15 protein-coding genes are annotated in these 10,814 nt (G+C 61.0%); 14 read left to right on the top strand and 1 reads right to left on the bottom strand.

Annotated elements, in window-relative coordinates; all coding sequences use genetic code 11:
- From AC1DMG_RS08845 to AC1DMG_RS08795, 11 genes are all read left to right on the top strand, one after another.
- On the top strand, nucleotides 1–203 hold a 203-nt coding region (locus tag AC1DMG_RS08845), incomplete at its 5' end, for a hypothetical protein (RefSeq protein WP_477180416.1).
- A 359-nt stretch (nucleotides 204–562) separates the two neighbouring features.
- Nucleotides 563–1,024 (top strand): hypothetical protein, encoded by a 462-nt coding sequence (locus AC1DMG_RS08840; protein ID WP_477177855.1) that lies wholly within the window; start codon nucleotides 563–565, stop codon nucleotides 1,022–1,024.
- Between the two features lie 101 nt (nucleotides 1,025–1,125).
- A complete protein-coding gene (locus tag AC1DMG_RS08835) occupies nucleotides 1,126–1,398 on the top strand; it encodes a hypothetical protein (protein ID WP_477177854.1) in 273 nt (90 codons plus the stop codon).
- A gap of 283 nt (nucleotides 1,399–1,681) precedes the next feature.
- A complete protein-coding gene (locus AC1DMG_RS08830; protein WP_477180415.1) occupies nucleotides 1,682–2,080 on the top strand; it encodes a hypothetical protein in 399 nt (132 codons plus the stop codon).
- A gap of 31 nt (nucleotides 2,081–2,111) precedes the next feature.
- Nucleotides 2,112–2,483 carry a hypothetical protein gene (locus AC1DMG_RS08825; RefSeq protein ID WP_477177852.1) on the top strand — a complete coding sequence of 124 codons (372 nt, stop codon included), beginning with the start codon at nucleotides 2,112–2,114 and terminating at the stop codon, nucleotides 2,481–2,483.
- Nucleotides 2,484–2,530: 47 nt separating this feature from the next.
- The gene (locus AC1DMG_RS08820; RefSeq protein WP_477177851.1) at nucleotides 2,531–3,031 is read left to right on the top strand and encodes a hypothetical protein; all 501 of its coding nucleotides are present in this window, start codon (nucleotides 2,531–2,533) and stop codon (nucleotides 3,029–3,031) included.
- A 28-nt stretch (nucleotides 3,032–3,059) separates the two neighbouring features.
- Complete coding sequence (locus AC1DMG_RS08815; protein ID WP_477177850.1) at nucleotides 3,060–3,560, top strand: MAPEG family protein; 501 nt, start codon at nucleotides 3,060–3,062, stop codon at nucleotides 3,558–3,560.
- A 180-nt stretch (nucleotides 3,561–3,740) separates the two neighbouring features.
- Nucleotides 3,741–4,493, top strand: coding sequence for a DNA/RNA non-specific endonuclease (locus tag AC1DMG_RS08810; RefSeq protein ID WP_477180414.1), 753 nt, complete (start codon nucleotides 3,741–3,743; stop codon nucleotides 4,491–4,493).
- A gap of 174 nt (nucleotides 4,494–4,667) precedes the next feature.
- Nucleotides 4,668–5,108 (top strand): helix-turn-helix transcriptional regulator, encoded by a 441-nt coding sequence (locus AC1DMG_RS08805; RefSeq protein WP_441603308.1) that lies wholly within the window; start codon nucleotides 4,668–4,670, stop codon nucleotides 5,106–5,108.
- A gap of 34 nt (nucleotides 5,109–5,142) precedes the next feature.
- Nucleotides 5,143–5,553, top strand: a complete 411-nt coding sequence (locus AC1DMG_RS08800; protein ID WP_441603309.1) for a VOC family protein — start codon at nucleotides 5,143–5,145, stop codon at nucleotides 5,551–5,553.
- A gap of 35 nt (nucleotides 5,554–5,588) precedes the next feature.
- Nucleotides 5,589–6,083 (top strand): DUF1801 domain-containing protein, encoded by a 495-nt coding sequence (locus AC1DMG_RS08795; protein ID WP_477177848.1) that lies wholly within the window; start codon nucleotides 5,589–5,591, stop codon nucleotides 6,081–6,083.
- Between the two features lie 3 nt (nucleotides 6,084–6,086).
- On the opposite strand, the gene AC1DMG_RS08790 is transcribed toward AC1DMG_RS08795, so the two are convergent.
- A complete protein-coding gene (locus tag AC1DMG_RS08790) occupies nucleotides 6,087–6,413 on the bottom strand; it encodes a HigA family addiction module antitoxin (RefSeq protein ID WP_441603311.1) in 327 nt (108 codons plus the stop codon).
- Nucleotides 6,414–7,382: 969 nt separating this feature from the next.
- Here AC1DMG_RS08790 and AC1DMG_RS08785 point away from each other — a divergent pair.
- The 3 genes from AC1DMG_RS08785 to AC1DMG_RS08775 all read left to right on the top strand — a co-directional run bounded on the left by AC1DMG_RS08785 (nucleotide 7,383) and on the right by AC1DMG_RS08775 (nucleotide 10,814).
- Nucleotides 7,383–7,766 carry a DUF2946 domain-containing protein gene (locus AC1DMG_RS08785; RefSeq protein ID WP_477177207.1) on the top strand — a complete coding sequence of 128 codons (384 nt, stop codon included), beginning with the start codon at nucleotides 7,383–7,385 and terminating at the stop codon, nucleotides 7,764–7,766.
- 166 nt (nucleotides 7,767–7,932) lie between these two features.
- Entirely contained in the window at nucleotides 7,933–10,227 is a 2,295-nt protein-coding gene (locus AC1DMG_RS08780) for a TonB-dependent receptor (protein WP_477177846.1), read from the top strand.
- Between the two features lie 152 nt (nucleotides 10,228–10,379).
- The gene (locus tag AC1DMG_RS08775; RefSeq protein ID WP_441603314.1) at nucleotides 10,380–10,814 is read left to right on the top strand and encodes a universal stress protein; all 435 of its coding nucleotides are present in this window, start codon (nucleotides 10,380–10,382) and stop codon (nucleotides 10,812–10,814) included.

Raw genomic sequence — 10,814 nt, 5'->3', positions numbered from 1 at the left:
GCCGCACACCCAGTCAACAAGGCAGCCGCGGCTGCCAGAACGACTCCGATACGAAACTGCATGTGTTGCTCCCTGTGGTTGTCGGACGGTATGGACATGTTCTGGGCGACGCGCCCATGACTACGCTGCGCGAACGTCTGGGTACGCGCGAGCCAGCCATCGGCTCAGTGTGCGAAATGGGATCGGGTGCGCGCGTCAGGTGATCGCAGCGCAGGGYGTCGGACACGATCTCGCTGGATCCATGCGCACACGATCGCGACAACCGGAACGGTCGCCTTGCGGAACGAAGATGCGTTGGTCGAGATATCTGGCGATCGCGCGCAATCGCGCTACCGCAAAATGCGGTCGCAAATTGTTTTTCATAAATCCCCCTGAGCTAAAAGCTAGCATGGCGATTTACGACTCGCTAGAGTTCGCGGGGGGATTTTTGCAATCGTTATTGTCGTAATAATTTGCGATACGGGCGGCGGTCGCCTCTGCTCCATGGGAGCGTGTGGCGATTCTCGTCATTAGAGTGGCTAAGATTGCCCGGCGCGCTTTAGTCGTGCCGAAAAGGGGGAATATGAAAAAGGTCTTTCAGATCCTTGGCGGGATCTTTTTGGCGTTGCTTTTGATCATCGCCGTGATGGTCGGTATCGGCGTCTATCAAGGGGCTCGCCTGGACTCGTCCAGCAAGGCTTATGTCGAGACGAACGTGAGACCTGTGGTTGCGACCTGGTCGAAAGACGAGCTTCTGAAGCGCTCTTCACCGCAACTGATGGCGATTCTGGCCAAGGATCCCGACCAGGTGGATCGACTGTTCGCAAAGCTCTCCAAACTCGGCGCACTGAAGAGCCTGGGCGAGCCGAAGGGGCAATCGCTTGTCGCGGTCAATATCGGTAGCGGCAAGGCAGTCAGTGCGTCCTACACGGAATCGGGCGAATTTGAGAACGGCCACGCCGAGCTCAATATTCGACTGATCCAAATTGACGGCCAATGGCGCTTCCTGACGTTCTACGTGAACTCGCCAATCTTGCTCCAGTAGCTTTGGAAAATCGGGCTTGGAGAGGAGCCCATTTTCGAGAAAGGGCGGGCGCAGCGTTAGTTGCGTGCGTATCGCAGGCTTTCAAACACCAGGAGGGTGCGGTGAAAGAAAATCGCTCGGGACGTAGCCAGTTCAACCTGAGCGGACTCGCTGGTTTTCTCGCGTTCTGCATCATCCTGGGTGTCCTGATTTCGTTTCATTCTCGAAATATCGACAGGGTCAGTGCGTTCGTCTTTCTCGGTTTTCGTTTTGCGACCGGAATCATGTTGATGTGGATGATCTGGTCCTCACGTCTCCGCGGTGGGGCGAAGGTACGCAGCATGCCTCGCTGGTACCGAAAATGGTTTCTCGGCGAGGATGACCAATCACCGTGATAAACAGCAGCGCCCGATGCCGACCCATATCGGTCATGGCTGCGCTGACAAGCCAGATGGCGGTCAGGCGACGCGGATCTCAGAGTTAGCTATCCAAACGGAGTATTTGATCGCCATTGAACTTCGATAACATGCAAAGGAGCGGGCACGTTAGGGGCGGCCTGCCAAAGGGGAATCCACCAGCCATGCATCCCGGGGCACACCCGTGCGACGGCCCGTTCGCATGCGTGACAGGTGGAATGCTGGAATCGTCTTGTCAACTCAACAGGGGAACTCGATCGTGATGAAGAAGGTACTAGTGACGTTCGCGACTGCGGCTTGCATGCTTGTTCTCGCTGGTTGCTCGGCCACGCCGACCAAGCCGGCAGACTCGGCACCGAGCATCGTCTACAACAAGCCGGAAACGGCGGTCCAGAAGGCAGCTGTTGATGCGCTGGTAGCCAACGGTTTCGTGGTCAGCCGATCCGATGCGGAGTATGTCGAAGGTGCGCGGCCGCACAAGGTGGGCCTCGTGGTCGGCTCTGGTGGTGAATCCGCGGGCGTCTGGCTCTCGTCGCTAGGCAGCGATAAGACCGCAGTGAAGGTCAGCACGGCCAAGTCGTTTGCCGGCATGGCAGGCCAGAAGAGCTGGGACAAGGAAATCATTGCCGAGATGGATAAGAGCATCGGCTCGCATCAATAACCGCATTTGACGAAACGGTGCGAGGAAGATCATGAAGAACTTAGTGTGGATGGTCTTCCTCGCATCCGGCCTGTGCGGCTGCATGGCGACGACGGGAAACTATCGATCGTTGAACCAAGGCAGCCCCGCTCGACCGCATGATTGCGATGTCGCGGTGTTCAAGGACCAGCATCCAGCCAGGCCGTACGTGGCGATCTCGCAACTGAATGTGCATCTTGAGAAGACCTTCTTCGCACCTTCCGACTTTGCATCGGCAAAAGGCGAACTGCGAAAGCAGGCCTGCCTGTCGGGCGCCGACGGCGTCATCGACATTGAAGAGAAGAACTCCAGCTATCTGGAGACTCGCATCTACAACCTGTCAGCGACGGGGATCAAGTTATTGGATCCGGGCTCTGCGCCATAGGGACATCCTGAAAGCGCGCAGTTTGCACATCATCTAACGAGGGCGTTGTGAAGACACCGGACGAATTCATTCGGGTGGTCGCCGAGCGAAAGGCTAATGGCGACTGGAAGTCAGGGCGCAGAAAGCCGGCAGTAATCATCGTTACAGTGATACTCGCATTGATTCTGCTTGCCGCAGGAGGAAGCGGCGTCATACGGCTTACTCTGGCGTTTGAAAGGGTGACGCAAAGCCAAGTCTCCCTCCTTGGATGGTTGGCCGTTTTCGCGCGCGCCCTGATCATCGCAGCTCTGACTTCGGCAACACTTTACGCGTGCTTCAAGCGACCACGCTGGGGCCGTGCTGTTTCGATCGTCTTCGGCATGGTTTTCTGCGCCTTCGCGGGATACGTACTGGTCGCTCCCGATCCGCATCCAGTATTCCAGATCGCCCCGGGCGCGGAACAGGTCGGCGCTTACATTGGCCAGGCAATGATGGCTTTGGGCATCATTTCTTATGGGCGTGCAATCTTTTTTGGTGCAAAAGCCAAAGCCTACTTCTCGGGTATCTGATAACGAAGTGCCTAAGATGAGAACCGCAATGGGATACCGCAGTTTTGTTCACGTCCAGGTCGCTTGTGCATTAGTTGTCATTCTCGCCGCCAGTACGCTTGGACTGAGAACGATAGGTGTCACAAGTACGCCTCCGCTGACGCTTGCGCTGAAACTAAGCTGGGTTTATGCGCTTCCGCTGGCGGCGTCGATCATGGCGGTGATGTTCGAGCGGGCCGGATCACCTGATGCCATTTTGGGCTATCGCTCTGAAGCTACCGGCCCGTCATTGCGTCAAGCGATACTTCAGAACACCCTGGAGCAGGCGTCTCTGGGCTTCATGGCGTTGCTGGCATTTGGATGTAGTTGCCCGCCACAGTGCGCGGGTCTGCTGATGGTTGCTGCGTCTTTGTTTATTGGCGGGCGCCTGCTTTTTGTGGCTGGTTACGCGATTTCTCCGATGTACCGCTTCTTTGGATTCTCGCTCAACTTTTATGCGAGTTGCGCTTTGTTGGGCGGCGCAATCTGGTTTCAGTGTGTGGCGCAATGAGAACCCGACTTTCGCGCGAAGAGCGGGTTCAGTTCCGGGATCAGTCAACGGAGCAGATGCTCCGCTGAACATGACCCAATTCACAAGAATCAACTAAAACCATCTGCATCTGCAGAAGGGTCACGCACCTGACATAAGCCATGACTAGGTTCCCCGGGTCACACATCTACGGGGAACAACATGTCGCGTTTTGGCTCTTGGCTGTTTGCAGTCTGCTTCTTCGTGTCCGGCGCTTCGTTTGCCGRTACCGCTTGTCCGAATTTCTTTGTCGCGGGGAAGGCGCCTGCGCTGGATGCGTCGCTGTTGAGTCGTACGACGGAGGTTTGTCATACCGAGTACGTGTTGTTTGCGTCGGGCGTGACCAAGGGTCCGCTGTATTCGGCGGAGCATTTGACGGCGGCACAGATTGCCGGGGCGGACTCGATCAGTCGTGATGGTTCCTGGCACCAGGAAACGGGCATTCCCGCGGCGGATCGCTCGCAGTCATCGGACTATACGAACAGCGGTTACGACCGTGGGCATATGTCGCCGGCGGGTGATCCGTCGACGATCCCGTCGGAGGACGAAACGTTTTCCATGGCGAACGTGGTGCCGCAGCTGCACGTGTTGAATGCGGGCGAGTGGGAGAAGATCGAGGACTCCGTGCGCAATCTCGCGACCCAGCTGGGTGAGGTGTACGTGGTCACTGGTCCGGCGTTCGCTACGGATTCGATCCCGACCATCGGCAAGGACGCGGTTGCGGTGCCGGCCTATACGTGGAAGGCCGTGTACGAACCGGGCGTGGGTGYGGCCGCGTTCCTTTGCACCAACGTCACCAACTACACCTGCGCCGTGGTTTCGTTGAATGACGTGAAGACCATGTCTGGCGTCGACCCGTTTCCGTCGCTGTCCGCATCGATGAAGGCGAATCCGATTCATTTGACGCTGCCCTGATACGTCGGGCATCGCAGTTGCTCAGATCAGCGCGGGGTGGGCCATGGTGCTCGCCCCGCGTTTTTCTTTTGGCGCTGAAATGACTTGAGTCTGTGAGTTCGCCGGTTGAGCCGCGTTTCCGTCGTCGATGCTCTGCGGCTTGAGCCTCCCATCTCCCCGTGCCACGATTCCGGAGTGACCACCACTCCCCCCAGCCTCCACGACCTGACCCGCCTGCGCCGCGTCCGCGACCGTATCGATCGCGAGTATGCGGAGCCGCTGGATGTCGAGGCTTTGGCGCGGGGCGTGCAGATGTCCGCCGGCCATCTAAGCCGGCAGTTTCGGGCGGCCTATGGCGAGTCGCCTTATGCGTATCTGATGACGCGGCGCATCGAGCGCGCGATGGCGTTGTTGCGGCGTGGGGATCTCAGCGTTACTGACGTTTGTTTCACGGTGGGTTGCGCGTCCTTGGGTACGTTCACCACGCGGTTCACGGAATTGGTGGGCATGTCGCCGGGTGTCTATAAGCGGCAGGAATCTCAGGCCACGGCAGGTATGCCGTCGTGCGTGGCCAAACAGGTGACGCGGCCGATCAGGAATCGAGAAGCGCCGGCCGCGGAGCCCGATCTAGACTGAGGCCATGGATTTCACCACCACTGAGAGGAACGCCATGGATATCTCCATACACTCGAGCTTTCTGCCGCAGAACGACCCGGACGCTGCCCTGGCTTTCTATCGCGACACGCTGGGCTTCGAGGTGCGCAACGACGTGGGTTACGGCGGCAAGCGCTGGATCACGGTGGGGCCGGCGGGGCAGCCGGGCATCAACGTGGTGCTGTATCCGCCGGAGGCCAGCCCCGGCATCACGGACGACGAGCGCCGCACCATTGCCGAGATGATGGCCAAGGGCACGTTCGGCATCATTCTGTTGGCCACAAAGGATCTGGCTGGCACGTTTGAGAAACTGCAGGCGAGCGACGCGGACATCGTGCAGGAGCCGACCGATCAACCGTATGGCGTGCGCGACTGTGCGGTGCGTGATCCCGCCGGCAACATGATCCGTATCCAGCAACTGCGCTGAAACGCAGCCCATCCAACCATGAGCGGGAGGACGCCATGAATCCATCGGAACGCATCGACGCACTGATCGAAGGCATCACGGATTGGCGTGGCAAGACGCTGACCGACGTGCGCAAGGCCTTTCTCGATGCCGACAAGGAGATCGTGGAGGAATGGAAGTGGATGGGCAGCCCCACCTGGTATCGCGACGGCATCATCGCGGTGGCCAATGCGCACAAGGAGAAGGTGAAGATCACCTTCTCGCATGGCGCGAAACTTGATGACCCAGACCAACTGTTCAACAACGGCCTGGGCGGCAGCACCTGGCGCGCGATTGATCTGCTCGAGGGCGACAAGGTCAACAAGACCGCCCTGAAGAAACTGGTGAAGGCGGCCATTGCCTATAACCAGTCCAAGGCGAGAAAGCCGGCATCGGCATCGCGCAAGGCGCCTGCAAAAGTGGCCACCAAGGCTGGCAAGACAGCCCGCAAGACGGTTGCCAGGACAGCGGCCAAGAAGACCGTGAAGAAAGCCGCCAAAACCAAGGCGTAAGGACTATTCGTTGCCTGCCCTTGGCCTCGCGCGTCGCGAGGTCAGCTGCTGCTGGGTTTTTTCCAGGTCGAAGCGCCACTGCAAGGCCATCCAGTAGAACGCGGTGGGTTCGAGTGCGCAGGCCAGTCGTAGGGCGATTTCCGGCGTGATGCGCCGGGTGCCAAGGGTGATGCCCTTGAGATGGCTGGCCCGCACGCCGGTGCGTCGACCGAGTTGGGCGGCGCTGAGATCGCGCGGGAGCATGTAGTCGTGCAGCAGTACATCGCCGGGGCGGCGTAGCGGGGTGTCGGGATCCACATCCAGGCGCGGGTCCAGTTGGGTGAGGCACATAAGAGTTTTCCTGTCGGACACGGCGGCAGTGTGGCTAGGCGACTACAGCCATCCGTGTCGGTGAATATCGGGGGCTACTGTCAGCCAGCATCCGTGGTGACCGGCTGGCCTTTGCGTTCGGTACGCCGCGGGGAAGTTCGGCGGACGGATGACGCGTTCCTTTCACTGTGCGATCGAGCAACCCTGCGTATTGGCGCAAATAGTGGATCGCCGCGCCGATGCCATCGTCGTAGACCGGGGTAAAACGGCCATCAGCTAGGCTCCATAGGCCATCCCCAGGTCCTGCCTGTGCACGCAGGCTCCGTTATCGGCAAGGAGGTCGGCGAGGGTATCGGCCACCTGCGCGATGCCGTCTTGCTTGGTGTGTGTGCACTGCATGGGCCCCCTCGCGTACGCGACGTGGGGGCATGAGGGAGGGGCCGTAGGAGGGGGCCATCCATGGCAAAGAACGAGCGGATGAGTGCCGTATGATCCGGCGCAGCCATGATCAACTTCCTGTCTTAGTTGTTGATGGTGAGCGGGTCGTCATGGGTGCCAGCCCATGCGACCCGCGTTACTCGCGGCAGGTTTGCCGTGGCCGCTCGCGCCTACCGGTCAGGCACCACGCGTAGCGGCGTATGGCAACGTAACAAAGTGGGTTACAGCAGGCTGTCGGGCTTCATCGCGGACACGTGTTTGATATAGGTGACACATGGCGAAGTTCGCTGCCGAGGCGCGCGCCGGGGGAAGTGACGCGGCGCAGGACTGCGACGGCAGGCCACGAGGTCGGGGGAGTCTGGCGGCGTGTAGGGTGCGCGCAGTGGGGAATAAACGCTCTCTGCCACCGGTATGAATCGAAAGCGCAGCGCCACGTGACGCCACGCCGCAGCATGTTTCGCGTGCCACGGGCGTCGCGAAATGCGATCATCTCTGGAGCCTACTCAAGGGTTGGGAAGCAGTTTGATTCGGCGCAGGACATCACGGCGGTTTGTGGCATGGTTGGCAGTCGCCGCCATGTGGCTGCTGGTGGCTGCTCCCACGGTCTCCCGTGTGCTTCCGGCCTTGGTGTCGACGGACATGGCTGCCCACGCCGGCATGGACCATGCGTCGATGCCCGGCATGGACGATATGCCCGGCATGGTTCATCTGCCTGGCATGCCGGACATGCCGGGCGATCCGGCCCAGCACCTGGACCATTGCGGCTACTGCACGATGCTGGCGCATACGCCGCTGCTCTCGGGTGCGGTGGTTGCTCTCCTGCTCGCCGCACCGCTGCCGGCGGTCGCGCCTGTCGCGCGTTCCAGCATCACCTGGCACGCGCAGCCCGTGCTCAGCGCACATCCGCGGGGACCACCGTCCATCCAGCTGGGATGACGGCTTGATGGTGGGCGCCTGTCTGGCGCGCCCACCGCTATCGACGGCAAACACAGGGGATGGTGCGTAGGCGCGCGGGATCGCGTGCACGTGCCTGCGTCCCTGTGCTTGCCCGTGCCCCAGCCATGCGTCGCCTCGCGACGCTGGCCACAACGGATGTCTTGTCATGCGCTTTTCTTTCCTGCGCGGAGCGGCCCTTGGATTGCCGCTCACGCTGCTTGCTTCATCCATCGCCTGGGCGCAGAGCGGCCCCAGCGATCAGCCGGACGCGCCGATTCCGGAACCGGACGTCACCAGCCTTGGGCCGGTGAAAGTCACTGCCGCCGCACAGCAGCTGGCCGCGCCCGGTTTCCCTGCCACGCTGGCATCCGTGCAGGCGGAGCGCGTGGAAGCCACCATCAATGCAGTGGATGTGGAGGATACCGCGAAATACCTGCCCAGCATCTTCATCCGCAAGCGCAACTACGGCGACACCCAGCCGGTGCTCGCCACGCGCAACTGGGGCGTCAATTCCAGTGCGCGCACGCTGGTTTATATCGACGATATTCCGATCTCGGCGCTGATCGCCAACAACAACACCATCGGTGCGCCGCGCTGGGGCATGACCTCGCCGGAGGCGATCGACCACATCGACATGATGTATGGGCCGTATTCGGCGGCGTATGCAGGCAATTCGATGGGTGGCGTGATGCATATCGTCACGCGCATGCCGGAGAAAACCGAAGTCACCATCAAGCAGACCGAGGCGGTGCAGTCGTTCGACCTGTATGGCACGCACGACAACTTCAGCACCAGCCAGACCAGCCTCACGGCGGGCGGTCATAGCGGCAAGCTCGGCTGGTTCTTTGGTGCGAGCGCGACGAACAGCTTCAGCCAGCCGCTGTCCATCATCACCGGCGGCACGACGCCGGCGGACACCAGCGGCACGGTTCCCGCGCTGAACAAGATGGGGCAGGTGGCCAATGTCTACGGCGCCGGCGGCCTGCTGCATACGCGCATGCTCGACCTCAACGGCGAGCTGACCTATGACCTCACCCCGCAGTGGAAGCTGAGTTACCTGGTGGGCTATTGGAGCAATCACGGCCAGTCGAACACGGACACTTATTTGACGGATGGTGCGGGCGATCCGACCTACGGCAAGGTCGCGGGATTTGCCAGCAACCTCTACCAGCTCAGTGCGCATCACCTGATGCAGGGTCTGTCGCTGAAGTCCGATACCAAGGGCGACTACGACGCCTCGTTCGTGGCCACGCATTACGCCTTCCTCAAGGACAACCAGTGGCAACCGGCAGGCGTCACCAACGGCACGGGAGTCACCACCAACGGACGTCTGGCGAGCTACGGCGGCACGCAGTGGTCCACGGCAGATGCCACCGGCATCTGGCGTCCGCAGGGATATGGCGGCGCGCACGAGGTGTCGATCGGCGCGCATGCCGATCAGTACGAGCTGAATAATCCCACCACCAATCTGAGCAACTGGCAGGACCCGGACAGCCTGACCACGCTATATTCGACGGGCCGCGGCAAGACGCAGACGCAGGCGCTGTGGCTGCAGGATCAATGGAGCTTTGCGCCGGACTGGATGCTCACGGTGGGCGGTCGCTATGAGTGGTGGAAGGCCAGCGACGGCTACAACTTCAGCGGCAAGACGGCGGTGCAGCAGCCGGTGGAGAAGGCCGACGGCTTCTCGCCCAAGGCTACGCTGCAATGGAACGTGGCCGACAACTGGCGTCTCACCGGTTCGCTGGCCAAGGCGATCCGCTTTCCCACGGTGGGCGAGCTGTACCAGCTGGTGTCCACGGGCTCCACCTTCAGCGTGCCCAACCCCGATCTGAAGCCGGAAACCGCGCGCAGCGGCGAGCTGGCCGTGGAACACTCGCTCGAGCAGGGTCTGCTGCGCGTGTCGCTGTTCCAGGAGAACACCAGGAACGCACTGGTGTCCCAAACTTCCACGTTGCCGAACGTCGCGGTGCCGGTGAGCTACGTGATGAACGTCGGCGAGCTGCGCAATCGCGGCATCGAGCTGGTGGCGCAGAAGGACAATGTACTCGTGCGCGGGCTGGAGCTCTCCGGCAGCGTGACCTTTGTCGATTCCACGGTGCTGTCCAACGATAGTTTTGCCAGCGCCACGGGCACCACGTCGGAGGGCAAGCATGCGCCGTACGTGCCGCGCTGGCGTGCCACGGCGGTGGCGACGTACCGGCCCGATGCGCAGTGGGCGTTTACGCTGGCCGGGCGTTACAGCGGCAAGCAGTACTCCACGCTGGACAACACCGACAACACGCCACATGTGTTTGGCGCGTTCGACAAGTTCACGGTGTTTGATGTGCGCGCGCACTATCAGATCAACGAGCATCTGGCGGCCTCGTTTGGCATCGACAATTTCACCAATGAGAAGTACTACCTGTATCACCCGTTTCCGCAGAGGACGTTTGTGGCGGATGTGAAGATGAGTCTTTGAGGGGAGGGTGTGGCGGGTTGAAGTCGCGCACAGGGTGCGCTCCCACAGGGTAGGGCTAGGGGCCTGGCGGTCGGACGACTCGCCGGGCTCCTGCACATCTCGCCAACGCAACAGGATTAAACTGGCACCCGGAATCCAAGGGAGGCCAGGTGATGTTCAAGAACATTCTTCTGCCGGTGGACGGTTCCGAGCGTGCGTTGAAGGCGGTGGAAACGGGTATCGAGCTGGCGGCCAAGCTGGAGGCGAAGGTATTCGCCGTGCATGTGATGCCGCCGCTGTCCACGGTGTCCTTCATGTCCGAGCTGCTGCAGCACAGCGGCTGTTACAGCGAAGTGGCCAAGACGCGTGCGCAGACCTATCTCGATGAAGTGGCCAAGCGCGCCAGCGCGATGAACGTGCCCTGCGAAACGGAGTACATGTTCGACCTGCGTCCGGACGTGGCGATCGTGGCTGCCGCGGCCAAGCATCATTGCGACCTGATCGTGATGAGGTCGCGCGGGTCCGAGGGCCTGGAGCGCGTGCTGCTGGGCAGCGTGCCGCACAAAGTGATGCTTTGCTGTAACACTCCGGTGCTGATCTGCCAGTGA

The organism is Dyella sp. 01N36 (genome assembly GCF_056399745.1).
The sequence above is the reverse complement of the archived record's forward strand: the minus strand, read 5'-3'. Positions and strand labels throughout refer to the sequence as shown.

Bases quoted from the DNA above. Each gene is read 5' to 3' on its own strand.
- AC1DMG_RS08840 (WP_477177855.1), top strand. From the start codon at position 563: ATGAAAAAGGTCTTTCAGATCCTTGGCGGGATCTTTTTGGCGTTGCTT.
- AC1DMG_RS08830 (WP_477180415.1), top strand. From the start codon at position 1,682: ATGAAGAAGGTACTAGTGACGTTCGCGACTGCGGCTTGCATGCTTGTT.
- AC1DMG_RS08825 (WP_477177852.1), top strand. From the start codon at position 2,112: ATGAAGAACTTAGTGTGGATGGTCTTCCTCGCATCCGGCCTGTGCGGC.
- AC1DMG_RS08815 (WP_477177850.1), top strand. From the start codon at position 3,060: ATGGGATACCGCAGTTTTGTTCACGTCCAGGTCGCTTGTGCATTAGTT.
- AC1DMG_RS08800 (WP_441603309.1), top strand. From the start codon at position 5,143: ATGGATATCTCCATACACTCGAGCTTTCTGCCGCAGAACGACCCGGAC.
- AC1DMG_RS08795 (WP_477177848.1), top strand. From the start codon at position 5,589: ATGAATCCATCGGAACGCATCGACGCACTGATCGAAGGCATCACGGAT.
- AC1DMG_RS08790 (WP_441603311.1), bottom strand. From the start codon at position 6,413: ATGTGCCTCACCCAACTGGACCCGCGCCTGGATGTGGATCCCGACACC.
- AC1DMG_RS08780 (WP_477177846.1), top strand. From the start codon at position 7,933: ATGCGCTTTTCTTTCCTGCGCGGAGCGGCCCTTGGATTGCCGCTCACG.
- AC1DMG_RS08775 (WP_441603314.1), top strand. From the start codon at position 10,380: ATGTTCAAGAACATTCTTCTGCCGGTGGACGGTTCCGAGCGTGCGTTG.